Annotated in this window: 23 protein-coding genes; 8 read left to right on the forward strand and 15 right to left on the reverse strand. The window is 67.1% G+C overall.

Annotated features, from left to right (window positions below; all coding sequences use genetic code 11):
* The first annotated feature begins 19 nt into the window (after positions 1-19).
* From MBENS4_RS06930 to MBENS4_RS25290, 4 genes are all read left to right on the forward strand, one after another.
* Positions 20-1225, forward strand: a complete 1206-nt coding sequence (locus MBENS4_RS06930) for a bifunctional protein tyrosine phosphatase family protein/NAD(P)/FAD-dependent oxidoreductase (RefSeq protein ID WP_340140799.1) — start codon at positions 20-22, stop codon at positions 1223-1225.
* Positions 1222-1404: a hypothetical protein gene (locus MBENS4_RS27350; RefSeq protein WP_340140800.1), complete on the forward strand. Its 183-nt coding sequence runs from the start codon at positions 1222-1224 to the stop codon at positions 1402-1404. The genes MBENS4_RS06930 and MBENS4_RS27350 overlap by 4 nt, the downstream gene beginning before the upstream one ends.
* 238 nt (positions 1405-1642) lie before the next feature.
* On the forward strand, positions 1643-2434 hold the full coding sequence (locus MBENS4_RS06935) for a sulfite exporter TauE/SafE family protein (RefSeq protein ID WP_039389662.1): 792 nt from the start codon (positions 1643-1645) through the stop codon (positions 2432-2434).
* Positions 2431-2592, forward strand: a complete 162-nt coding sequence (locus MBENS4_RS25290) for a helix-turn-helix domain-containing protein (RefSeq protein ID WP_144400865.1) — start codon at positions 2431-2433, stop codon at positions 2590-2592. The genes MBENS4_RS06935 and MBENS4_RS25290 overlap by 4 nt, the downstream gene beginning before the upstream one ends.
* A 289-nt stretch (positions 2593-2881) precedes the next feature.
* On the opposite strand, the gene cydX is transcribed toward MBENS4_RS25290, so the two are convergent.
* The 3 genes from cydX to MBENS4_RS06950 are packed head-to-tail and all read right to left on the reverse strand — an operon-like array spanning position 2882 to position 5764.
* Positions 2882-2998: a cytochrome bd-I oxidase subunit CydX gene (cydX, locus tag MBENS4_RS24660; protein WP_039389664.1), complete on the reverse strand. Its 117-nt coding sequence runs from the start codon at positions 2996-2998 to the stop codon at positions 2882-2884.
* A 12-nt stretch (positions 2999-3010) separates the two neighbouring features.
* On the reverse strand, positions 3011-4162 hold the full coding sequence (cydB, locus tag MBENS4_RS06945; RefSeq protein WP_039389666.1) for a cytochrome d ubiquinol oxidase subunit II: 1152 nt from the start codon (positions 4160-4162) through the stop codon (positions 3011-3013).
* A gap of 18 nt (positions 4163-4180) precedes the next feature.
* Positions 4181-5764 carry a cytochrome ubiquinol oxidase subunit I gene (locus MBENS4_RS06950; RefSeq protein ID WP_199904401.1) on the reverse strand — a complete coding sequence of 528 codons (1584 nt, stop codon included), beginning with the start codon at positions 5762-5764 and terminating at the stop codon, positions 4181-4183.
* 200 nt (positions 5765-5964) lie between these two features.
* Between MBENS4_RS06950 and MBENS4_RS06955 the strand changes: the two genes are divergently transcribed.
* From MBENS4_RS06955 to MBENS4_RS06965, 3 genes are all read left to right on the forward strand, one after another.
* Positions 5965-7524: an ABC transporter ATP-binding protein/permease gene (locus tag MBENS4_RS06955; protein ID WP_039389670.1), complete on the forward strand. Its 1560-nt coding sequence runs from the start codon at positions 5965-5967 to the stop codon at positions 7522-7524.
* Positions 7521-9131 (forward strand): amino acid ABC transporter ATP-binding/permease protein, encoded by a 1611-nt coding sequence (locus MBENS4_RS06960; protein WP_052322064.1) that lies wholly within the window; start codon positions 7521-7523, stop codon positions 9129-9131. Before MBENS4_RS06955 ends, MBENS4_RS06960 begins: the two co-directional genes overlap by 4 nt.
* Before the next feature lie 287 nt (positions 9132-9418).
* Positions 9419-9712 carry a histidine kinase gene (locus MBENS4_RS06965; RefSeq protein ID WP_039389672.1) on the forward strand — a complete coding sequence of 98 codons (294 nt, stop codon included), beginning with the start codon at positions 9419-9421 and terminating at the stop codon, positions 9710-9712.
* On the opposite strand, the gene hemN is transcribed toward MBENS4_RS06965, so the two are convergent.
* The 9 genes from hemN to ccoN all read right to left on the reverse strand — a co-directional run bounded on the left by hemN (position 9696) and on the right by ccoN (position 19096).
* A complete protein-coding gene (hemN, locus tag MBENS4_RS06970) occupies positions 9696-11009 on the reverse strand; it encodes an oxygen-independent coproporphyrinogen III oxidase (RefSeq protein ID WP_039389674.1) in 1314 nt (437 codons plus the stop codon). The genes MBENS4_RS06965 and hemN overlap by 17 nt on opposite strands.
* Positions 11010-11115: 106 nt before the next feature.
* Positions 11116-11283 carry a cbb3-type cytochrome oxidase assembly protein CcoS gene (gene ccoS / locus MBENS4_RS06975; RefSeq protein ID WP_039389675.1) on the reverse strand — a complete coding sequence of 56 codons (168 nt, stop codon included), beginning with the start codon at positions 11281-11283 and terminating at the stop codon, positions 11116-11118.
* A gap of 9 nt (positions 11284-11292) precedes the next feature.
* Positions 11293-13461: a heavy metal translocating P-type ATPase gene (locus MBENS4_RS06980; RefSeq protein WP_039389676.1), complete on the reverse strand. Its 2169-nt coding sequence runs from the start codon at positions 13459-13461 to the stop codon at positions 11293-11295.
* A complete protein-coding gene (locus MBENS4_RS06985) occupies positions 13458-13922 on the reverse strand; it encodes a FixH family protein (protein WP_039391919.1) in 465 nt (154 codons plus the stop codon). The genes MBENS4_RS06980 and MBENS4_RS06985 overlap by 4 nt, the downstream gene beginning before the upstream one ends.
* A 17-nt stretch (positions 13923-13939) precedes the next feature.
* Positions 13940-15400, reverse strand: a complete 1461-nt coding sequence (gene ccoG, locus MBENS4_RS06990) for a cytochrome c oxidase accessory protein CcoG (protein WP_039389677.1) — start codon at positions 15398-15400, stop codon at positions 13940-13942.
* Positions 15401-15543: 143 nt separating this feature from the next.
* Entirely contained in the window at positions 15544-16500 is a 957-nt protein-coding gene (gene ccoP / locus MBENS4_RS06995; RefSeq protein ID WP_052322066.1) for a cytochrome-c oxidase, cbb3-type subunit III, read from the reverse strand.
* Positions 16493-16663, reverse strand: coding sequence for a cbb3-type cytochrome c oxidase subunit 3 (locus tag MBENS4_RS07000; RefSeq protein ID WP_039389678.1), 171 nt, complete (start codon positions 16661-16663; stop codon positions 16493-16495). The genes ccoP and MBENS4_RS07000 overlap by 8 nt, the downstream gene beginning before the upstream one ends.
* The gene (ccoO, locus tag MBENS4_RS07005) at positions 16660-17409 is read right to left on the reverse strand and encodes a cytochrome-c oxidase, cbb3-type subunit II (RefSeq protein ID WP_039389679.1); all 750 of its coding nucleotides are present in this window, start codon (positions 17407-17409) and stop codon (positions 16660-16662) included. The genes MBENS4_RS07000 and ccoO overlap by 4 nt, the downstream gene beginning before the upstream one ends.
* Before the next feature lie 25 nt (positions 17410-17434).
* Entirely contained in the window at positions 17435-19096 is a 1662-nt protein-coding gene (ccoN, locus tag MBENS4_RS07010) for a cytochrome-c oxidase, cbb3-type subunit I (RefSeq protein ID WP_039389680.1), read from the reverse strand.
* 231 nt (positions 19097-19327) lie between these two features.
* Here ccoN and MBENS4_RS07015 point away from each other — a divergent pair, with 231 nt between their 5' ends.
* Positions 19328-20026 carry an OmpW/AlkL family protein gene (locus MBENS4_RS07015; RefSeq protein ID WP_039391922.1) on the forward strand — a complete coding sequence of 233 codons (699 nt, stop codon included), beginning with the start codon at positions 19328-19330 and terminating at the stop codon, positions 20024-20026.
* A gap of 104 nt (positions 20027-20130) precedes the next feature.
* Here the strand turns inward: MBENS4_RS07015 and MBENS4_RS07020 are convergent, their stop codons facing one another.
* The 3 genes from MBENS4_RS07020 to MBENS4_RS07030 form a co-directional block, all read right to left on the reverse strand.
* The gene (locus tag MBENS4_RS07020; protein WP_084591988.1) at positions 20131-20628 is read right to left on the reverse strand and encodes a GtrA family protein; all 498 of its coding nucleotides are present in this window, start codon (positions 20626-20628) and stop codon (positions 20131-20133) included.
* 116 nt (positions 20629-20744) lie between these two features.
* The gene (locus MBENS4_RS07025; protein ID WP_039389681.1) at positions 20745-21446 is read right to left on the reverse strand and encodes a Crp/Fnr family transcriptional regulator; all 702 of its coding nucleotides are present in this window, start codon (positions 21444-21446) and stop codon (positions 20745-20747) included.
* Between the two features lie 50 nt (positions 21447-21496).
* Complete coding sequence (locus MBENS4_RS07030; protein WP_340140801.1) at positions 21497-22258, reverse strand: fumarylacetoacetate hydrolase family protein; 762 nt, start codon at positions 22256-22258, stop codon at positions 21497-21499.
* Positions 22259-22409 lie beyond the last annotated feature (151 nt).

The raw sequence follows: 22409 nt of genomic DNA on the forward strand, positions 1-22409 counted from the left end.
TATTCCAGGAGAAGCGCGCATGCAGACGCGGCACATCGAAGGTCAGCTCCACGTTTCCGGGCAGGTTCACCCGCAGGACATCGACGGTCTCGTCTCCGCCGGCATCACCACGCTGATCTGCAACCGCCCCGACAACGAAGAGCCCGGCCAGCCGAACTTCGAGGAGCTTGCGCAGGCCGCGCGGGGGCGGGGTATCGCGCCCTTCTACCTGCCCGTCGGCGGCAAGATCGCGCCCGAGGACCAGGCCGAGGCATTCGCGAAGATCCTCGCGGAAAATCCCGGCCCGACCCTCGCCTTCTGCCGCACCGGAAACCGCTCCGAAAAGGTCGCCTGCGCGGCGCGACGCCGGTCGGCCGCCAACGGAGCCACGAACGGACGCGCGCTCCACCACAAGGTGGTGATCGTGGGCGGCGGCTCGGCGGGGATCGCGGCGGCGGCCTCGCTCCTCAAGCGCAGCCCCGCGCTCGATGTCGCCATCGTCGAGCCCAGCGAGGACCACTTCTACCAGCCCGGCTTCACCATGGTCGGCGGCGGCGTCTTCCAGCAGCCCGACACCGTGCGCAAGACCCGCGAGGTCCTACCCAAGGGCGCAAGCTGGATCCGCGCGGCCGTCAGCGGCTTCGCGCCCGACAGCAACACCGTCGAGCTGGAAGGCGGCGCAGCCGTCACCTACGACGTGCTTGTCGTCGCGCTGGGCAACCGCCTCGCTTGGGACAAGATTGAGGGGCTGGAGGCCGCGCTCGGCCAGAACGGGGTAACCTCCAACTACCGCTACGACCTTGCTCCCTACACCTGGCAGATGGTCCAGAAGCTGGCCCGCACGCCGGCCCCGCGCCGCGCGCTGTTCAGCCAGCCGCCAATGCCGATCAAGTGCGCGGGCGCGCCGCAAAAGGCCATGTACCTCTCGTGCAGCGAGTGGGAGGAGCGCGGCGTCCTGGGCGACATCGAGGTCGAGTTCCACAACGCAGGCGGCGTCCTGTTCGGCGTGCCCGACTACGTGCCCGCGCTCATGGAGACGGTCGAGCGCTACGGCATCGGCCTGAAGTTCGGCTCCACCCTCGTCGCGGTCGACGGCCCTGCGCGTGAAGCGACGTTCCGCACCGAAACGGGCGAGATCACCCGCAGCTTCGAGATGCTCCACGCCGTCCCCCCGCAGGAGGGCAACCCGATCATCGCGAACAGCCCGCTTGCCGATGCAGCCGCTACGCCGAGGTCGACCAGGTGACGCTCCAGTCGCTGGGCTGGCCCAATGTCTTCGCGCTGGGCGATGGGTGCAGCACCCCCAACGCCAAGACCGCCGCGGCCGCGCGCAAGCAGGCGCCCGTGGTTGCCGTCAACGTGCTCGCAGCCCTCGACGGCAAGGACCCGGTCGCGGCCTACGATGCTATGGCTCGTGCCCGCTGACGGTCGATCGCGGCCACATCGTCCTGGCCGAGTTCACCTACGGCGGCAAGCTCGCCCCCTCGCTGCCCAGGTGGCTGATCGACGGGACCAGGCCCTCGCGCGTGGCCTGGCACCTCAAGGCCGACGCCCTGCCCCCGATCTACTGGCACGGCATGCTCAAGGGCCGGGAGTGGCTGGTGCCGCCCGCCCCGCTGCTCTGAACTCCTGATCCCTCCCCCAGCTGAACCGGTCCCCCGCCATGCTCGACGCCTCCCACATCGACCTCGCCTACCTGCTCCTAGGAGCCTTCTCGGGCGTTCTCGTGGGCTTTACCCTGGGCCTTGTCGGTGGGGGCGGCTCGATCCTGGCCGTGCCGCTGATGGTCTATCTTGTCGGCGTGCCCAGCCCCCACGTCGCCATCGGGACAAGCGCCTTTGCCGTGGCGATCAACGCGGCAACCGGGCTCATCCAGCACGCGCGCTCGGGCAACGTGAAGTGGCGCTGCGGGGGGATGTACGCCTTTGCCGGGATCTTCGGCGCCTTCCTCGGCTCGACCCTGGGCAAGGCCATCGACGGGCAGAAACTGCTCTTCCTCTTCGCGCTCGTGATGATGGTGGTGGGCGGACTGATGATCCGGGGACGGCGCAACATGGGCATACCCGGCGCGCAGTGCAATCGCGAGAACGCCCCCAAGGTGCTGGGCTTCGGGCTTGGCACCGGGGCCTTCTCGGGCTTCTTCGGGATCGGGGGAGGCTTCCTCATCGTGCCCGGCCTGATCGCCTCGACCTCGATGCCGATGATCAACGCGGTCGGCACCAGCCTCGTTGCGGTGACCGCCTTTGGCCTTACCACCGCGGCCAACTACGCGCTCTCGGGCCTCGTCGACTGGATGCTGGCCGCCGTTCTCATCGCAGGGGGCGTGCTCGGCGGCTTCGGTGGTACCTGGACCGCCCGACGCCTCTCCGGCCAGGGCCTGCTCACCACGGTCTTTGCCGTCCTCATCTTCGTCGTCGCCATCTACATGCTGCTGAAGTCCGGCGGCGTCCTGTGAGCGCGATCCCCGACAAGGAGGCCAGGTGCCAGGCGATCCTCGCCCTCATCGCGCAGGGCAAGGGCGTGGTCGAAAGCTGCCGCGAGGTCGGCGGCATCTCGGAAAAGACCTTCCAGAGGTGGCGCAAGGCGCGGGCGGAAACTGCCGCCACGCACTGAGGCACGTTGCCTGAGAGCACATGATCCCGGCCTCGGCCGGGATTTTTGTATCCACCTGCCTGGCAAACAGGACTGAAGGGCCAAGGAATGGTTCCGAGGGCCATCGCCCTCGGGCTCCCCATACCGCCTACCTCACCTCCCACGCGCCGCCGTGGCCGAATATGGTGAGGTCGCCCGGTATGGGGTCAAGGGGCGATGGCCCCTTGGGAGAAGACGTCCTTGCCCCACACGAAAACGCCGCCAGCATCCCTTGGGACACAGGCGGCGTTCTGGTCAGGCCAACCGCTGCTCAGTCGAGGACGGTACGATCCTCGGACGGGTCGGAGTGGAACTCGTGCCACACGCCGTTGATGACGCCGAAGCTGACGGCAAGGCCCACACCCAGGATCCAGGCAAAATACCACATGGGACGAACTCCTCAGTAGAAATCGGGGTTGAGACGGACTTCCTCGTCGGTCACGCGGCCGAACATCACCTTGTAGGCCCAGGCGGTGTAGAGAAGCACGATCGGCAGGAAGATGAGCGTGACGAGCAGCATGATGAACAGCGTGCCCTGGCTCGAGGAGGCGTTCCACAAGGTCAGGCTCGAGGCCGGATCGATGGAACTGGGCAGAATGAAGGGGAACATCGAGAGCCCCACGGTGGCGATGATGCCCACGTTCGCCAGCGTCGAACCTGTAAAGACCAGCACGTGCTTGCGCCCCGAAATGCCCAGGAACGCGAGGACCGGGCCAAGGAGGCCCAGCACGGGGGCGATCAGCATCCAGGGGTGCGCGGCGTAGTTGTCGAGCCAGGCGCCAGCAGCGGCCACCGCGCCCGTCAGGTGCGGGTTGGAGGGGCCAGCCGGATCGGCCTCGGCGGCAAGGCGGTAACCCATGTCGCCGTAGGCCACGAAGACGCCGCCCAGCACGAACAGCACGAGCGAGGCGAGCGCGGCGATCTTGCCGAACTTCAGGGCTCGGTCGAGCACCGGGCCCTCTTCCAGCTTGAGGCTGAGCCAGCCTGCGCCATGCAGCACCAGCATCGTCACCGACAGCAGGCCCGTCAGCAGCGAGAAGGGAGTGAACAGACCCAGCAGCGAGCCTTCGTAGAAGGTGCGAAGGTCGCTATCGAGCCGGAAGGGCGCGCCCAGGAGCACGTTGCCGACCGCCACGCCGAAGACCAGCGCGGGCACGAAGCCGCCCACGAACAGCGCCCAGTCCCAGCGCGAACGCCAGGCCGGATCGGCCTTCTTGGAGCGGTACTTGAAGCCCACCGGACGCAGGATCAGCGCGGCCAGCACCAGGAACATGGCAAGGTAGAACCCTGAAAAGCTCACCGCGTAGACGAAGGGCCAGGCCGCGAAGATCGCGCCGCCCGCGAGGATGAACCAGACCTGGTTCCCTTCCCAGGTGGCGCCAATGGTGTTGATCACCTGGCGCCGCTCGACATCGGTCTTGCCCACGAACGGCAGGAGGGCGGCCACGCCAAGGTCAAAGCCATCGGCAATCGCAAAGCCGATCAGGAGCACGCCCAGGAGCAGCCACCAGATCAGGCGCAGGGTTTCGTAATCGAGAGGTACGAAAGGCATTTCATCTGTCCTTTCAGATCATTCCGCGGGGACGGCGGTGTAAGCCGTCGCGACTTCGGCGGGCTCTTCGCGGCCCGGGCGCCAGGGGCGGTATTCCTCCGGCCCCTTGCGGATCGAGGCGAGCATGAGGCGCACCTCGATCACCGCCAGCGCGCCGTAAAGGAGCGTGAAGCCGGCAATCGTGGTCCACAGCTGCGGCACGGTCAGGCTGGAGTTGGCGAGGAACGTCGGCAGCACGCCGTCGACCGCCCAGGGCTGGCGCCCGACTTCGGCGACGATCCAGCCCAGCTCCGCAGCCAGCCAGGGCAGCGGCATGACGAAGAGAGCCGCGCGCAGGAACCAGCGCTTGTCGAACCGACGCGTCGAGGAGAGCGCGAAGGCGGTCGCAAAGAAGGCGATGAGAACGAAACCGATGCCCGCCATGGCGCGGAAGCCCCAGAACAGGACGGGCACTTCGGGCACGGTGTCCCAGGCTGCCTTGTCGATGGTCACCGCATCGGCCGTGCGCGGGTCGGCAACGTAGCGCTTGAGCAGCATCGCGTAACCAAGATCGTTCTTGGCGGTCTCCCACTGCGCGCGCGCGGCGGTGTTCGCGGGATCGAGCTTCAGCTTCTCGACCGCATCGTAAGCGACAAGGCCGTTCTCGATGCGGCCGCGGGCCTCGGCGACGAGGGGATAGATACCCTCGACCTGGCCGGTCAGCGAGCGCGTGGCGATCAGGCCCAGCACGTAGGGCACCTTGACCTCGAAGAGCGTCTCGCGCCTTTCCTGCGAAGGGTAGGCGATGACCGAAAGGCCTGCGGGGCTGGCCTCGGTGTGCCACATGCCTTCCATCGCGGCGAGCTTCATCTGCTGGTTGTCGCCAAGGGCATAGCCGCTTTCATCGCCCAGCACGACGACCGAGAGCGAGGAAGCCAGGCCAAAGGCAGCCGCGACGGTGAAGCTGCGCTTGGCGAGTTCCAGGAAACGGCCGCGCAGCAGGTAGTACGAGGAAACGCCCAGGACGAAGACGCTGGCGGTCACGTAGCCTGCGCTCACGGTGTGGACGAACTTGGCCTGCGCCACCGGGTTGAAGACGACGTCGAAGAAGCTCGTCACCTCCATGCGCATGGTGTCGGGGTTGAAGCTCGAACCGGTCGGGTGCTGCATCCAGCCGTTGGCGATGAGGATCCACAGCGCCGAGAGGTTGGAGCCCAGCGCCACCATGATCGTCGTCAGCAAGTGACCGCGCTTGGAGAGGCGATCCCAGCCAAAGAACATGAGGCCCACGAAGGTCGCTTCCAGGAAGAAGGCCATGAGGCCCTCGATCGCGAGCGGCGCGCCGAAGATGTCGCCCACGTAGTGCGAGTAATAGGACCAGTTGGTCCCGAACTCGAACTCCATGGTGAGGCCGGTGGCGACCCCCAGGACGAAGTTGATGCCGAACAACTTGGACCAGAAGCGCGTGATGTCGCGCCAGATCGGCCGTCCGGTGATGACATAGACGCTCTCCATGATGACCAGCATGAAGGACAGGCCAAGGGTGAGCGGGACAAAAAGGAAGTGGTAGAGTGCCGTGAGGGCGAACTGAAGGCGTGACAATTCGACGACAGCGAAGTCGATCATGGGGGGTCACCTTTGCATTTCTGGTGCGATCCGTGCGTAGCCCCTTGGAGTGCAAAGGCATTCCGGGCATTGATCGCAGTCAATCCCAAGTAGCGGCGTGCTCGAACGCGGCACTTGCGTCACGCGCTTGCACTCAATAGCCCCCGCCTAGGCCTCGCCAGGTCTTGAGTCAATATCACTTACACAGTTGCCGATTTATGAAACCCAAAAGAGCCGGGCAGTTCTGGGCCCTCGATATCCTCGGTGCGGCCCTGTTTTCCTGGGGAATTTCCGGCGGCGTGGAAGCACTTGTGGCGGGTACGGCCCTCTTTGGCTGGCTCGCCTGCCTTGCAGGAGGAGCGCTCCTGCGCGCCAGCAGCGTCCTCCTCGTGCACCATTTCGCAATGCCTGGTGCGCAAAACGGTGCAAACCTTTGGCGCCGCGCCGCGATGGCGCGGCTGCTTGGGGGGCGCCTCCCCGCACCGGTCAGCGCGGGAACCAGCGCGGCGCTGGCCATCGATCACGTCCAGGCCATCGAGGAGCACGGTGCCCGCTTCCAGCCGGCCCGCGTCTCGGCGGTGGTCGGCCCGCTCCTTGCCATCGGCCTCATTGCCCTGGCGAGCTGGTTTTCCGCGCTGATCCTGCTGGCAACGCTGCTGCCCTTCGTGGTCGGGATGATCTTTGCCGGCACCGCCGCGCGGCGGGCCTCGGAACGTCAGCTCGACGCGTTGGCCGCGCTCTCCGGCCTCTTCGTTGACCGGGTCCGGCATCTTCCTCTCATCCGGCACTACGGCGCGCAGGCGCGCATCGCCCGCCAGGTCGAGGACGCCACCCACGGCGTGGCGAGCCGCACCGTCGCGGTGCTGCGCGCGGCCTTCCTGTCGAGCGCGGTGCTCGAATTCTTTGCGGCCATCGCGGTTGCGCTCGTGGCGATCTACTGCGGCTTCGCGCTGCTGGGCCTCTTGCCCTTCACCCCGCCCGAGCCGCTGACGCTGGGCCGCGCCTTCTTTGCGCTCGCCATGGCGCCCGAGGTCTACCTGCCCATGCGCCGCCTTGCCGCCGCCTACCACGAGAAGCAGATGGGCGAGGCCGCCGAGAGCGCGCTGGCCGAGTATGCCCCCGAACGCCAGGAAGAACCCTCCGACGCTTCGGCCCCAAAGTCTCCCCCTTTCGACGGGCTCGTCGTCGAGGGGCTGATTCTTGCCTGGCCCACCGTCTGCATCGGGCCTGTCGACCTGCGCCTGCCACGCACGGGCATCGTGGCCTTGAGCGGCCCCTCGGGCAGCGGCAAGACCAGCACGCTGGCCGCCATCGCCGGGCAGATCGAGGCCTCCTCGGGCCGGATCACGACCTTCGCCGGACACCCGCTCGATCCCGCCAACGTAGCCTGGGCCGCGCAGCGCCCGCTGCTGCTGCCCGGCTCGCTGCGCCGCAATCTCGCACTCGCCGCGCCAAAGGCCTGCGATGCCGCGGTCCTGGTCGCCGCCCGCCGGGTCGGCCTTGGCCCGCTGCTGGAGAAACGCGGCGGGCTCGACCTTGTCATCGACCACAAGGGCTCGGGCCTCTCGGGCGGCGAGCGTCGCCGGATCGGGCTGGCCCGCGCGCTGCTTTCAGGCCGCCCGCTGCTCCTGTGCGACGAGCCCACCGCCGACCTTGATGCCGCCAGCGCCGCGCAGATCGTGGCCGTGTTGCAGGAGCTTTCCCGCGAGCGGGCGCTCCTTGTCGCCACCCACGATGAAACCGTCCGGGCCATCGCCCAACAGGAGATCGCCCTGTGAGTCGCCCCGCCTCCTCGCATCCGGTCGAACTGGCCCGCCCGACAGCCCCTGTCCGCCGCGTGCTGCGTCTGGGCACGCTCTCGGCCGTGGTCGCGGCGCTGAGCGGCTTGCTGCTGCTTGGTGTCTCGGGCTGGTTCCTGACCGGCGCGGCCATCGCGGGCGCCTCGGGCCTCCTGGCCGTGCAGGCGTTCAACTACCTGATCCCCAGCGCCGCGATCCGCCTCCTGGCCATTCTGCGCACGGTCAGCCGCTACGGCGAGCGCATGCTCTCGCACAAGGCCGCCTTGACCGCGATGGCGGACCTGCGCAGCCGCCTCTTCCGCCTGCTCGCCGCGCAGGACACGCGCCGTGCCCCCGATGTCTCGGCGGGCGAGGCGAGCGCGCGGCTGATCGGCGACATCGAATCGCTCGAAGACCTCATCGTGCGCCAGCCCACGCGCCCAGGCAGCCTGGCCGCCGCGCTGGCGGGCGTGGCCCTCGCCGCCCTTTCGGGCTGGCTACCCGCGCTGCTGCTGGCAGGGCTGCTCGTTGTCTTTCCCTTCGCCGTGACCGCACTGTCGCGCCGCCTCACCGCCGCGCCCGCGCGCGACGCCGCCGAAGCGCTGGGAGAGCTGCGCGCCCGCTATGTCGACATGGCGCAGGCCCGCGCCGAGATCGCCGCCTATGGTCTTGTCGAGACAGTCCTCGACGAGCTGGTCGAGCCCATCGCGCGCCTCGATGCCGCACGCCGCACGCTGTTCCGGGCGGAAGCCGGTGTTGCGGCCTTCCAGCTCCTCTACGGCGCGCTGGCGGCCATCGCCGTCCTTGCCACAGCCTCGGGCGGCCCCGCGCTTGCCGCGCTCGGCCTGCTCGCCGCCACCGCGGCTATCGAGGCGCTCGCCGCAATCTCGCGCACCGCGCTGCGCCAGGCCCGCGTCGAGGAAGGCCTGCGCCGCCTGGAAAGCCTGCTGGACCTTGCCGAGCAGCCTTTGCCGACGGCGCCGAGCGAGCCCCCCCTCGCCGCCCCCTTGCGACTGGGAACCCACGACTTTGCCCCAGGTGGCCACATCGCCCTGCTGGGAACATCCGGCTCAGGCAAGACCCTTGCGCTTGAGGCGCTCGCCGGGCTTCGCGCAAGTACCGCGCCGATCTGGATCGACGGTGCCCCGCTGGCCGAATGCACCGAGGATACCTTGCGCAGCCAGTTTGCGCTGAGCGCGCAGGACGCGCCCTTGCTCACAGGATCGATCGCCGACAACCTGCGCCTCGCCCGCCCCGGAATCACCGAGGACGCGATGCGCGCCGCGCTCACCATTGCCTGCCTCGACGAAAGGATCGCGCGCCTGCCCGCAGGCCTCGACACGATGCTGGGCGAGGACGGCGCACCGCTTTCGGGCGGGGAACGCAAGCGCCTCTCGCTGGCCCGCGCGCTGCTGGCCGAGCGTCCCTGGCTGCTGCTCGACGAACCGACCGAAGGGCTCGACGGTGCAACCGAACGCGAACTGGTGCGGCGCCTTGGCGATTGGCTGCAAAGCACGGGCACGGGCCTGGTGCTGGTTTCCCACCGTCCGCATCCGCTTTCGCTGGCGCAGCACAGCCTGCCCATCGAAGCCCTGACCCGCGCCTGAGAGCAGGCGCCGCGCAGACAAAAAACAGGCGGCCCGTCACGAGGTAGGGCCGCCCGAAGGTGGGGAGAAGCGGTTCGCACCGGGGCCAGAGACAGCCAGCGGTGCGCGACCGGCAACTCTCTTCTCGCAGATGCGGCAGGAACCGGCTTTGATCATGGTCAAATCGCAGTTGCGTTGATCACAATTCTTGACGCGCCCCACTCACGCGTGGAGGTGCTGCGAACATCTTTCGCGAAGTTCTTCGCAGAAGCCTTAATTCGCGCCCCCCTGCGCCGTTCTGGTCTTGGATGGGACATGACCGCTTTCGACCGACCCCGACCCCGCGCGAACGGCGGCTTCGCCAGTGCGCGCGCTTTGCGCTCACCGACGCCTGTGGCCAGCCGATCGAAGTGATGGTGCGCGACATATCCTCGCGCGGGCTGAGCGCAGCCGCACTCGGCACACCGCCCCCCGCCGAGAGCGTCGTGCGTGCGCGGCTGGAGGACGGTCAGGAGCTGTGGGGCCTGGTGCGCTGGCGCGAGGGCAATCTCTTCGGGGTCGAGTTCGATACCCGCGAGGGCGCGCTCAAACCGCGGAGCTGAAGCGCCGCAGCGAATCCTTGCGATAGGGATCGAAACGCGCCGCGATCGAGCGCGCGTAGGGCACGCCGCCCGGTCGGATGACAAGATCCTCGCCATCGATCTCGCACAAGTCCGCATCGAGATAAGGGCGCAGCAGTGGCAGGGCCTCGGCGCGCAGGGCCTCATCAATCCGCGCGCGTCCCCGGCACAGCAGCGCCTCGATTACCGCGCCGCGGTGCTGGTCCTGCGCCGTTCGCGCGATGCCCCGGTTCACCGGCAGCCGGTCCTGCGAGAGCATCATGCGGTAGCGCCCGGTGTTCTTCTCATTCTGGGCGAGCAGGCCCGGGAAGCCGCTGATCGCCGAAGCGCCCAGCCCCAGCAGAACTTCGGACGGGTCCTCGGTGAAGCCCTGGAAGTTGCGCCGCAAGGTGCCCTTCAACATGGCCTGCGCAAGACCGTCGCCGGGCAGGGCAAAGTGGTCGAAACCGACCGGCACGTAGCCCGCATCGAGCAGGAAGGAATAGCCATGCGCGGCCATCGCGAAGCGCGCCTGGGCATCGGGCAGGTCGCTGGCGTCGATCTTGCGCTGGCGCGGGATCATGTGCGGGACGTGGGCATATCCGAACAGCGCGATGCGGTCCGCGCCCAGAGCCACGGTCTGTTCGAGCGAAGCGTCGAGATCGGCCATGGTCTGTCCGGGAAGCCCGTACATCAGGTCGAAGTTCAGCGAGGTGATCCCCGCCGCGCGCAGCATCGCGGTCGAATTCTCGATCATGCGGGTCGGCTGGACGCGGCCGATGGCTTCCTGAAGGTGCGGCGCGAACGTCTGCACGCCAAGGCTCGCCCTCTCGATGCCAATGGCTCCGATCACCGAGGCCCATTCCGAGCCCAGCGTGCGCGGATCGAGTTCGATCGACATGACCGGGTTCGTCACCCCGAAATGCACGATCAGCGTGTCGACGATGCGCACGAAGTCGATGGGCGAGATGCCGTTGGGACTGCCCCCGCCAAAGGCGATGCGCGAGACCTTTGCGCCCTTGGGCACACGCTCGGCGACCAGGCCGATCTCGTGGTTGAGGGCGTCGAGATAGCTCGCCACGCGCTCGGCCTTGTTGGCCGCGCTCGTGTTGCACCCGCAGTACCAGCAGATCTTCTCGCAGAACGGGATGTGCACGTAGAGCGATATGTCCCCGCGCACGTCGGCAAGAGCCTGGACGAAGTCGCCTTCGCCCACCTCGTCGCCGAATTCGGCCGCGGTCGGGAAGCTCGTGTAGCGCGGTACCGGGACCGCCAGCAGATCGGGGTGATATGTCCACATGCAGGGGACCTTGGGCGATCCTACCGCGCGCTTCATTGCGATTGATCAAGCCACGCCGACAAGATCGCACAGGGGATGATTGCAGGGCCGAAAGGGCGCCTTGGCCTCACCCCTTCGCGGCGTCGTCGCTGTCGTCTTCCTCGTCGATGAGGATGCGGTTGGCCGCCCCGTCGAGGTCCTCGAACTGGCCACTCTTCATCGCCCAGAAGAAGCCGACCAGGCCAACGAGGCCCATGATGAGCGCGAGCGGAATCAGAAAGCCAAGAATCGTCATGGTGCGCGCTTACGCCTGCTCGCGTGCCCGGCCCGCCGCGCGGGCAAGACGCAGCGAATTGCCCACGACAACCAGCGAGCTGCCCGACATCGCGATTGCGGCGACGAGCGGGGTCACATGGCCCGCAATGGCAAGCGGCACGGCAAAGACGTTGTAGATCGCGGCCATCGCGAAGTTCTGGCGCACGATCGCCATGGTCCGGCGCGCCACGCGCAGCGCCAGCGCGACCGGCATCAGCCGCTCGCCCACGAAGACCGCATCGGCCGCCTGCTGGCTGACATCGCTGGCCCCGCCCGGCGCAATGGAGACATGCGCTCCGGCAAGGGCCGGCCCGTCGTTCAGGCCATCGCCGACCATCAGCGGGAAGTGCCCTGCGCCCTTCAGCCGCTCGAGCAGCGCCAGCTTTCCGGCCGGCTTCATCGAATGGGTGGCGAACAGCCCAAGGTCCTTGGCGACGGCGCCAACGGAGGTTTCGCGGTCGCCCGAAACGATGGCCGCCGTGACGCCCTGCCCGGAAAGCTCTGCCAGTGTTTCGCGCACATCGGGGCGCAGCGGATCGGAGAAGGCAAGGCGCGTGCGCGTGCCATCAACGAGCAAGTCGACGGCAAGCCCGCCGACCTCGAATTCGGGGCGCAGAAACGCGACCTCGCGGCCGTGGTAGCGCGCCTGCATGCCTTGCCCCGCTTCCTCGCTGACACCGTCGAGCACGGCGGGCTCGGTACCTGCGGCACGCAGCGCCTTGGCCAGCCCGCGGCTGAGCGGATGACGGCTCGCCTGCGCCAGCGCGAGCGCCACGCTGCGGCCTTGCGCATCGAGTACGTCCAGGTCCACCGGGCGCGGTTCGCCCAGCGTCAGCGTACCGGTCTTGTCGAACAGCACCTGATCCACCTCAGCCAGACGTTCGAGCGCGGAACCGTCCTTGATGAGCAGGCCCCGGCGCATGAGCGCGCCCGAGGCGACGACTTGCGCCGCGGGCACGGCGAGGCCCAGCGCGCAAGGGCAGGTGATGATGAGCACCGAAACGGCGATGAGGAGCGCCTTGTAGACCCCTGCCCCCGCCAGCCACCAGCCCAGGAAGCTGAGCGCGGCGAGGCTGTGCACGGCGGGCGCATAGAGGCGCGAGGCACGGTCGGCGATGCGCACGTAGCGCGAACGCGACTGTCCGGCCTCGTCCATGAGGCGCGCGATGTCGGCAATCGCGGTGTCCTGCGCGGCCGCCGTCACCTTGACCCGCACCGGGTCGCCCAGATTGATCATCCCGGCGTGGATGGTCTCGCCCTCCAGCACGGGGCGGGGATCGCTCTCGCCCGTCAGCATCGAGGAATCGACGCGGGTGCGCCCTGCCACGATGACGCCATCAGCGGCGAGTGATTCGCCCGCGGCCACCAGCATGACCATGTTGGGCGCCAGCCCCTCGGCCGCGACGTAGCGGGTCGAGCCGTCCGGGTTCAGCACTTGCGCGCCCTTGCCCATGCGCCCCAGCAGCGCGGCAATCCCCGAGCGCGCACGGCTGCGCATCATTGCATCGAGAACGCGCCCTGCAAGGAGGAAGAAGAGCAGCATCACCGCGCCGTCGAAATAGGCATGGGGGCCCCCGGTCAGTGTCTCATAGAGGCTCATGCCCGTGGCGAGCAGCACGCCGATGCTGATCGGCACGTCCATGTTGGTGCGCCGATAGCGCAGCGCCATCGCGGCCGATGCGAAGAAGGGACGCCCGGCATAGGCGATCACCGGCACCGCGATAAGCGCGCTGATCCAGTGGAACATGTCGCGCGTGATCGCGTCCGCGCCCGACCAGACCGATACCGAGAGCAGCATGATGTTCATCATGCCAAACCCGGACACAGCCAGCGCACGCGCCAACCGGCGCTGTTCGCCATCGTCGCGCGCCAGCGGGTTTTCGGCAGCGCGTTCGGCCTCGAAGCCGAGCTTGCGCAGGGCCTCGATCAGGTCATCGTCGGTGATCGCGGCGGCATGGTGGACGGCGACGCGCTTGGCCGAGAAGTTGACGCGCGCAGCCTCCACCCCTGCGATCGCACCCAGCCCGCGCTCGACCTTGGCGATGCAGCCCGCACAGCGCATGCCCGGAACCGTGAAGCGGCTGTCGACGAAATCGGCCTCGGGCGTCGCGGCGGTGCCCGGGGACGGCGCCACGAGATCGGTGACAGGCGCGTTCACAGCACGGCCCGCTCTGTCCGCCAGACCGCGCCCTCGGGCGTCTCGACACGCAGGCGCAGCGTCCAGCGCCCTTCAGGCAGGACGGCGTCGCTGGCCCAGGTCCCGTCCGACCCGCGCGTGAAGGTCAGCGCCTGGTCGGGCTTGTGGCCGAGCGGGTGGCGCGCCTCGGCGAGAACCTGCGCGTCCTCGGGCGCGCCGGTGAGCTCGAGCTGGAGGCGGCCATCGCCGCGCCGCGCAACCGCGACCTGCCAGCCCAGCGCCTCCTCGCGGCGGGCCTCGTCGAGCCAGGTGTTGAACTTCTGGCTGGCGACGTAGGAGTTCTCGACGACAATGCCGCCGAAGGTCCGGCTCGCCAGCGTGGCCATGAACACGTTGACCCCCACGATGACCGTGAAACCGGCCACCAGGATCAGGGTCATGTGCTTGCCGGTAAAGGGCTTGCGCGTGGGGCGTTTCGCCATGTTCGTGTCACCTGCCATCATTCATCTCCGGGCGCATCGAACTGCGCCTTGGCGGTATCGCTTTCACGCTCTTCTCCCTGCGCTTCCAGGGTGAAGGCGAAATCCTGGTCGCGAGTGTCCTGCGGCGCCACCACATAGACCCGCACGACCTGCGTCGCATCGGGCGCGACGGTGCGCGTCAGGGTCCGCGAAGCGGCCTCGCGGGCCATGTCCTCGGTCCACATCACCGCGCCGGGCAGGCCCTCGATGCCGAGGTCCATTTCGCGCGGGCGGTTCTGCATGTTGTGCAGGCGCAGGGTATAACCGTTGCGCACCGAACCATCGCTCATCAGGATATAGGGCGGGTTGCGGTCCTTGGCGACCGAGACATCGGTGTGGACGCGCGTGCCCAGCATGAAGAGCAGACCAAGGCCGATGCCCGCCCAGACCGCGAAGTAGACCAGCGTGCGCGGGCGCCAGATGAGCTTGGCGTGCCGGGTGGGCGGATGGCCCTTCTTTTCGTTTTCCGCGTCTTCCAGCGTCGCGTAGTCGATGAGGCCGCGCGGACGGCCGGTCTCGGCCATGACGCGGTCGCAGGCATCGATGCACAGCGCGCAGGTGATGCAGCCGATCTGCGGCCCCTCGCGGATGTCGATGCCGGTCGGGCAGACCGCCACGCACTGGTTGCAGTCGATGCAGTCGCCGTATTCGCCGGGGTTCTTCTGCGCCTTCTTGAGGCTGCCGCGCTTCTCGCCGCGCCAGTCCTTGTAGGTGACGATGAGGCTCTTCTCATCGAGCATCGCGGTCTGGATGCGCGGCCAGGGACACATGTAGATGCACACCTGCTCGCGCATGAAGCCGCCCAGCGCAAAGGTGGTAAGCGTGAGCACAAGCACCGTGCCATAGGCGACGGGCGCGGCCGTGCCGCTCCAGAACTCCTGATGGAGCGTGGGGGCATCGGCGAAGTAGAAGATCCACGCGCCGCCCGTGGCGAAGGAGATCGCAAGGTAGATCGCCCACTTGAACACGCGCCGCGCGATCTTGGCCGGGCCCCAGGGGGCCTTGTAGAGGCGAAACCGCGCGTTGCGGTCCCCGTCGATAAGGCGGTCGACGTGCTGGAAAAGGTCGGTCCAGACCGTCTGCGGGCAGGCATAGCCGCACCACGCACGGCCTACTGCACTCGTCACCAGGAACAGGCCGATGCCCGCCATGATGAGGAGGCCCGCCACGAAATAGAATTCCTGGGGCCAGATCTCGATGCCGAACATGTAGAAACGGCGGTGTTCGAGGTCGATCAGCACCGCCTGGTCGGGCGCATAGGGACCGCGGTCCCAGCGCAGCCAGGGGGTCACCCAGTAGATCGCCAGGCACGTCGCCATGATCGCCCACTTGATGCGGCGGAACTTGCCGTCGATGCGCCGGTTGAAGACCGGCTCGTGCTTGGCATAGAGCGAGACCGGAGCCTCGGCGCTGGGGGTGATCGGTTCTGGCTTGTTCATGTCCGTTGTCCGCCCGTCATCGAAATGGGGGGCTGAGCGGCCCGGAAGGTGTGGTCCGGCTTTCGCGATGGGGGCGAAAGACCGGGTTACGCCTGAAGGGTCGGGCCGGGGTCCTTGCCTCCCCGGCCCCTGTCAGTCCGTTGTCAGTCCTGTGTTACTCGCGTGTCTCGACTGCCTCTTCGGCGATATCCTCGCCTTCGGGGGGCTGCTTCGGCCACCGGTGCCGCGAACTCCTCGCCGCCGCCCAGCGAGTGGACGTAGGCGGCCAGCATCTTGATCGTGACCGGATCGAGACGTTCGCCCCAGGCCGGCATCACGCCGTGATGCGGGTGGTGGATCTGCGCTTCGACTTCGGCCTTGCTGCCCCCGTCGAGCCAGATCGCGTCCGAGAGGTTGGGAGCACCCAGATCCCGGTTGCCCTTCGCGTTCTCGCCGTGGCAGACCGCGCAGTTGTCGGCAAAGACCTGCGCGCCGCGCTGGGTGGCCGCGCTCGTCTTCTCCTTGCCCGAGAGGCTGAGGACATAGCCGGCCACATCGCGGATCTGACCAGCATCGAGCAGGCCGTCGCTGCCGAAGTTGGGCATCATCGACTGGCGCGTCATGTCCTCGCCGGGCTGGCGGATGCCGTAGATGAGCGTGGTCTCGATGGTCTGGAGGTCACCGCCCCACAGCCAGTCGTCGTCGTTGAGGTTGGGATAGCCCTTCGAACCCGCTGCGCCCGCGCCGTGGCACTGCACGCAGTTGACCTTGAAGGCCGCCGAGCCGCCCGCAACCGCCGCGCGCATCAGTTCGGGGTGCTGGGGCAGTTGCTCGATCGGCATGTCGGCCAGCGAGGCGACAGTCTTGGCGCGCGCTGCCGCAGCCTCGTCCATCTCCTTGGCGAGTTGCCCACGGCTGGTCCAGCCCAGGACGCCCTGCGTGGCCGAGCTGATCCCCGGCCAGGCCGGGTAGGCCACGGTGTAGCCGATCGCAAAGACGATGCAGGCGTAGAAAGTCCAGAGCCACCAGCGCGGCAGCGGCGTGTTCAGTTCCTCGATCCCGTCCCATTCGTGGCCGACGGTCTCGGTCTGCGTGGCTTCGTCAAAACGCTTGTCAGCCATCGTTCTCGTCCTTGAAGATCATGGTGGCGGCTTCCTCGTTCCTGGCCCGGTGGCCCGGCCGGAAAGGCCAGGCGATGAGCACGAGGAAGACCAGCATCATGGCGAGGAGCCCCCAGCTGTCGGCGATGTGCCGCAGCGTCTCGTAAGTGGAGTGCGCGTTCATCGCCCCTTCTCCGAAGCGAGTTCCTCCTGAGCCGCCGCGTCGTTGACGTCGACGAGGGTGCCCAGCATCTGCAGGTAGGCGACCAGCGCGTCCATTTCGGTCAGGCGCGAAGGGTCGCCGTCGAAGTCGCGGATCTGCGACTTGGGATAGCGCTCCTCGAGGTCGCCGGCGTCGGCCATCGGGTCAGCCTGGGCCGACAGGTCGGCCATGGCCATCTCGATGTCCTTGTCGGTGTAGGGCACCCCGACATGGCGCAGCGCGGTGAGGTTGGCCGCGATGTCGGGGACGTCGAGGTCGTTCTCGGCGAGGAACCCGTACTTGGGCATCACGCTTTCGGGCACCACCGACTGCGGGTCGGTGAGGTGCTGGACGTGCCAGCTGTCCGAGTAGCGCAGGCCCACACGCGCCAGGTCCGGCCCGGTGCGCTTGGAGCCCCACTGGAACGGGTGGTCGTACATCGATTCGGCGGCGAGGCTGTAGTGGCCATAGCGCTCGACCTCGTCGCGGAAGGGACGGATCATCTGGCTATGGCACACGTAGCACCCCTCGCGCACGTAGATGTCGCGGCCGGCCTGCTCGAGCGGGGTGTAGGGGCGCATCCCCTCCACCTTCTCGATGGTGTTGTCGATCCAGAACAGCGGGGCGATCTCGACGATGCCGCCCACGATCACCGCACCAAAGGCGCAGACGCCGAGCAGGGTGATGTTCTTTTCGAGCTTCTTGTGGCGCTCGGTCATGGAAGTCATTTTACCTGTTCCCTTTCCAAGCGCTTCAGTTGGCCTGCGCGGCGCGGGCGCCGGGCAGCGGCTTGTCGGCCTCGGGATCGTAGGAAGCGTTGTGCATCGGCGCTTCCTCGCGCAGCTGCCCCGCGATGGTCTTCCACACGTTGAGCACCATGATCGCACCGCCCGCGAGGTAGAGCAGGCCGCCAAAGGCGCGCATCGCGTACATCGGGTACATCCGGGCGACAGTGTCGGCGAAGGTGTTCACGAGGTACCCGTCCGCGCCGTATTCACGCCACATGAGGCCCTGCATGATGCCTGCGACCCACATGCTCGCGGCGTAGAAGACGATGCCGATGGTCGCGAGCCAGAAGTGCCAGTTGACCATGCGCACCGAGTAGAGTCGCTCGCGGTTCCACAGGCGCGGCACCAGATAGTAGATCGCGCCGAAGGTGATCATGCCGTTCCAGCCCAGCGCGCCCGAGTGGACGTGACCGATGGTCCAGTCGGTGTAGTGCGAGAGCGAGTTGACGAACTTGATCGACATCATCGGCCCCTCGAAGGTGCTCATGCCGTAGAAGGCGAGCGCCATGACCATCATGCGGATGATCGGGTCGGTGCGGACCTTGTCCCAGGCGCCGTTCAGCGTCATCAGGCCGTTGATCATGCCGCCCCAGCTGGGCATCCACAGCATGATCGAGAAGACCATGCCCAGCGTCTGCGCCCAGTCGGGCAGCGCGGTGTAGTGCAGGTGGTGCGGTCCGGCCCAGATGTAGATGAAGATCAGCGACCAGAAGTGGATGATCGAAAGGCGGTAGGAATAGACCGGACGTTCGGCCTGCTTGGGCACGAAGTAGTACATCATCGCCAGGAAGCCGGCGGTCAGGAAGAAGCCCACCGCGTTGTGGCCGTACCACCACTGCACCAGCGCGCCCTGCACGCCCGCAAAGACCGGGTAGCTCTTCGAGCCGACGAAGCTCACCGGCCAGTCGAGGTTGTTGACCACGTGGAGCATGGCCACGGTGATGATGAAGGAGAGGTAGAACCAGTTCGCAACGTAGATGTGCGGCTCGGAGCGCTTGATGATCGTGCCCACGAAGACCGCGAGGTAGCAGACCCACACGATCGTCAGCCACCAGTCGACGTACCATTCGGGCTCGGCGTATTCCTTGGACTGGCTGATGCCCAGCACGTAGCCGGTGGCCGCGAGCACGATGAACAGCTGGTAGCCCCAGAACACGAACCGCGCGAGGCCCGGGAAGGCCAGGCGCGCCCGGCAGGTGCGCTGCACGACGTAGTAGCTCGTGGCGATCAGCGCGTTCCCCCCGAACGCAAAGATCACCGCCGAGGTGTGCAGCGGGCGCAGGCGGCTGAAGTTGAGGTAGGGCTCGAGGTTGAGCCAGGGCCAGGTCAGCTGGGCGGCGATGAACACGCCCGCCGCAAAGCCCACCACGCCCCAGAACACCGTCGCGATGACACCCCAGCGCACCGGGTCGTCATCGTAGCGACCCTCGTCGGGCATCCTGAGGATACCGCGCGCGATCGCGCTGTAATCCGCGCTGCGCACCGTGAACCACACGGCGATCAGCGCGGCCAGCGCGACGATGCTCATGTGAATGGCGAAACCCCCATCAGCCGCGAGCGCGACCCCGATGACGGCAAGGAAGAGCACGGCGAGCCAAAGGCCCGCCCGCGCGAGAACCGTTACCATATCATTTCTCTTTCGAGACTGTTGCTGAACCTGACGAACGCCTTGGAGAGTAACACCTGATCCAGCATTGATAATGATCAAATTGCACGAGCAATGAATTTAAACGCAGCTTTCCGTTGTTTTGCGCGCGATCAAATCAACTTGCTCGCAATTGCCGCAAAGGCATTTCCGCAGCCGCTCAAGAGGGGGGACACGCATGGTGCGGCCCCGGCGGCAATGGAAGAAATGACTATGCGCAAGATGACGATGTTCGTCGCCCTGGCCGCGGCCACTGCCCTCTCCACGCCCGCCATGGCTGGCAGTCCGGACGGCAAGTTCCAGGTCAAGGTGCTCGGCACGGCCGTCCTGCCCAACGGCGAGATCGACAAGATCAAGTACCTCGATGCAGGTCTGGGCGACACGCTTGCCGACATGGGCGTGAGCGACGTCGACGCCAAGGCGAACGACAATGTGGTCCCCACACTCGCGGTCGAATACTTCTTCAACAAGAACTTCTCGCTCGAGACGATCTGCTGCTTCACCCAGCACCACGTCAACGGCGCCGCCGATCTCTCGGGCACCGAGCTGGTCGACCATGTCCTGATCCTGCCCGCCACGGTGACGCTCAAGGCCCACCTGCCCACCGGCACGCCCTTCAAGCCCTACATCGGCGCGGGCCCCTCGGTCTTCTTCGTGTTCGACGAGAAGCCGGGCGCGACCGCCCAGGCATTGGGCGTGGACCGCGTGAAGATGTCGAACTCGTTCGGCGTGGCGCTGCAGGGCGGTGTCGACATCGCGCTGGGCGACAGCGGCTTCGGCGTCTCGCTCGACGCCAAGAAGTACTTCATGAAGCCCACCGCCAAGTTCTACGTCGAGGACACCAAGGTGCTCGAGACCAAGCACAACCTGGATCCCTGGGTTCTCAGCGCGGGCGTCACCTACCGCTTCTGAGCCCGGGCGAGGCCCAGGGCCTCCACTTCAAGGGACACACGCTGCATGCGAGGAAAGGGGGAGCACACCGCTCCCCCTTTTTTGCGTGCCTGTGCCGGGCCCGTCTACAGCTTCCTGAAATTGACCGTCGCGTTGAACAGGAACACGGCGGTCCCCGCCACCAGCGAGGCCGCGATCCGGGCGGCCAGATAGGGCACCCCCAGGACATCGCTCAGCAGCGTGAAGGCGCCCAGGATGAGCCCCAGCCCGACCAGCGCGTTGCCGACGAAAAGTACATAGCCCGACGCCATCCCGCGCGCACTGCCCCGAAAGATCCAGACCCGCGCCAGAACGTAGTGGAGCGCGTTGGCCAGGAGGAACCCCAATGCGACCGCCAGCAAGCGACCGGCCCCGGCCTTCTCCACCAGGACCCAGATGAAAGCGAGATCGAGGAGGAATGTCGCGACACTCGCGAGGGCATTGCGCAGATAGAGATCGAGCCCCTTGCGGGTCAGAACGCGGCGCAGGAACCCTTGCCCGCCAATCCCGGGATCAACGCCTTCAGGGGGCGCACTCGAGGTCGCCTCGGGCGCAATATCGTACGAATTCGAACGCGGTGGCATGCCTTGCCCAACTCGCTACCCGGCGCACGGTTTCCGATCCGACCATGCGGTCTGTGCACGCGCGCATGCATCGCGTGCGGCACTCCGCCCACGGCACGGTCCAGGTCTGCTGCGAATCAGCCCGCTTCGGCCGCGAGCGCATCCATGTCGCGAATGATGACATCGCGGCGCGAGGGCAGGTCGATGATGCCTTCATTGCGCAGGCGCGTGAACTGACGGCTCACCGTCTCGATCGTCAGGCCCAGCACGTCGGCAATCTGCTGGCGCGAGAACGGCAGCGTGAGGTGGCGCTCCTGCGGAGCATCGAGCGGGATCTTGCAGCCGCTGCCCCCCAGGCGCTCGGTCATCTCGACCAGGAAGCTCGCCATCTTCTCGGCCGCCGACTTGCGGCCCAGCAGCAGCATCCAGCGGCGCGTGCGGTCCAGTTCGCCCAGCGTACGCTCGAGCAGCTTGTGCTCCAGCGAGGGGTGCTCACGGGCAAAGGCATCGAAATCGCGGCGCGAGAACACGCAGACCTTGGCTTCGGTAAGCGCGGTCACACCGTGCCCACTGGTGCCGCCAAAGGGGCGCCCGATAAAGTCGGAAGGGTAGACCACGCCGACGATCTGCTCGCGCCCATCCTCGGTGTTGGTCGACAGCTTGAGGACACCCTCGATCACGTTGGCGACGAGGACCGAATCCTCGCCTTCCCAGATCAGCGATTCGCCCGGCGTGATCTTGCGCGTGCGCCCGATCGCGTTGAGGGCCTCGAGTTCGTTGGCGTTGAGAGACGCACAAATCGCCCGGTTCCGGACAACACAAAGGTCACAAGTCGACATGATGTTCCGTTATCAGGGCCTGCAGCTGCACACAAGTTTCCGCAGATACCTCAATCGACTGCACATGAAAAGTAACTAGCATTTGCAAAAGCCGTCAGGTGAACGGCACCGCGCGCTCCAAACTCAGGCTTCGTAACGGACCTCGACAGGCGGCAGGCCCGCGATTTCGCCGCGGAGATGCTGCCCCGGACGGACAGGTCCGACCCCGGCAGGGTTCCGGTAAAGACGAGATCACCCGGTGCCAGGGTCACGTAACGCGAGAGATGCGCAAGGATCTCCGGCACCGACCAGATCATCTGCGCGATGTCGCCCTGCTGGCGCACCTCTCCATCGAGTTCGCAGCGGATCGCGGCGTCGCGTGGCGGCATCCCCGGCACGATAGGCCCCAGCGGCGCCGAGGCATCGAAGCCCTTGGCCATGTCCCAGGGACGGCCCTTCGCCTTGGCCTCGGTCTGGAGATCCCGTCGCGTCATGTCGAACCCGACGGCCGCGCCGAAGACAAGCGCCTCGGCATCCTCGGGCGCCAGGTCATGCCCACCGCCCCCGAGCGCGACGACCAGTTCCACTTCGTGATGCAGGTTCTCGGTCCGGGAGGGGAAGGCAAGCACACTGCCGGAGGGCACCACCGCATCGGCCGGCTTGCTGAAGAAGAAGGGGGAGGGACGATCGGGATCGCTCCCCATTTCCCGCGCATGCTCGGCATAGTTCTGCCCCACACAGTAGATCCGCCGCACCGGAAAGACCGCCCCCTTACCCTGCACCTCGGCCAGGACAGGTGCGAATTCAGGCAGCGGCAGAGGGGTTGCGGGCATGACGTTTTCCTTTCCACACGTAGGCCGGGCCTGACTCATCAGGTCCTGCGAACCGGAGCGACATGCTTTGCCCTAAAGATTTGCACCTCAAAGCGAAAGCACACGAACCCGATCACGCCCCCAATCTGGAGGAGGAATTATCCGAGGGCCC

It is taken from the genome of Novosphingobium sp. MBES04 (genome assembly GCF_000813185.1).
In the GTDB taxonomy this organism is placed as follows: Bacteria; Pseudomonadota; Alphaproteobacteria; order Sphingomonadales; family Sphingomonadaceae; genus Novosphingobium; species Novosphingobium decolorationis.

Excerpts from the sequence above, each read along its gene's own strand:
- MBENS4_RS06930 (WP_340140799.1), top strand. The coding sequence starts at position 20 with ATGCAGACGCGGCACATCGAAGGTCAGCTCCACGTTTCCGGGCAGGTT.
- MBENS4_RS06935 (WP_039389662.1), top strand. The coding sequence starts at position 1,643 with ATGCTCGACGCCTCCCACATCGACCTCGCCTACCTGCTCCTAGGAGCC.
- cydX (WP_039389664.1), bottom strand. The coding sequence starts at position 2,998 with ATGTGGTATTTTGCCTGGATCCTGGGTGTGGGCCTTGCCGTCAGCTTC.
- cydB (WP_039389666.1), bottom strand. The coding sequence starts at position 4,162 with ATGCCTTTCGTACCTCTCGATTACGAAACCCTGCGCCTGATCTGGTGG.
- MBENS4_RS06955 (WP_039389670.1), top strand. The coding sequence starts at position 5,965 with ATGAAACCCAAAAGAGCCGGGCAGTTCTGGGCCCTCGATATCCTCGGT.
- MBENS4_RS06965 (WP_039389672.1), top strand. The coding sequence starts at position 9,419 with ATGGGACATGACCGCTTTCGACCGACCCCGACCCCGCGCGAACGGCGG.
- hemN (WP_039389674.1), bottom strand. The coding sequence starts at position 11,009 with ATGTGGACATATCACCCCGATCTGCTGGCGGTCCCGGTACCGCGCTAC.
- ccoS (WP_039389675.1), bottom strand. The coding sequence starts at position 11,283 with ATGACGATTCTTGGCTTTCTGATTCCGCTCGCGCTCATCATGGGCCTC.
- MBENS4_RS06985 (WP_039391919.1), bottom strand. The coding sequence starts at position 13,922 with ATGGCGAAACGCCCCACGCGCAAGCCCTTTACCGGCAAGCACATGACC.
- ccoG (WP_039389677.1), bottom strand. The coding sequence starts at position 15,400 with ATGAACAAGCCAGAACCGATCACCCCCAGCGCCGAGGCTCCGGTCTCG.
- ccoP (WP_052322066.1), bottom strand. The coding sequence starts at position 16,500 with ATGGCTGACAAGCGTTTTGACGAAGCCACGCAGACCGAGACCGTCGGC.
- MBENS4_RS07000 (WP_039389678.1), bottom strand. The coding sequence starts at position 16,663 with ATGAACGCGCACTCCACTTACGAGACGCTGCGGCACATCGCCGACAGC.
- ccoO (WP_039389679.1), bottom strand. The coding sequence starts at position 17,409 with ATGACTTCCATGACCGAGCGCCACAAGAAGCTCGAAAAGAACATCACC.
- ccoN (WP_039389680.1), bottom strand. The coding sequence starts at position 19,096 with ATGGTAACGGTTCTCGCGCGGGCGGGCCTTTGGCTCGCCGTGCTCTTC.
- MBENS4_RS07015 (WP_039391922.1), top strand. The coding sequence starts at position 19,328 with ATGCGCAAGATGACGATGTTCGTCGCCCTGGCCGCGGCCACTGCCCTC.
- MBENS4_RS07020 (WP_084591988.1), bottom strand. The coding sequence starts at position 20,628 with ATGCCACCGCGTTCGAATTCGTACGATATTGCGCCCGAGGCGACCTCG.
- MBENS4_RS07025 (WP_039389681.1), bottom strand. The coding sequence starts at position 21,446 with ATGTCGACTTGTGACCTTTGTGTTGTCCGGAACCGGGCGATTTGTGCG.
- MBENS4_RS07030 (WP_340140801.1), bottom strand. The coding sequence starts at position 22,258 with ATGCCCGCAACCCCTCTGCCGCTGCCTGAATTCGCACCTGTCCTGGCC.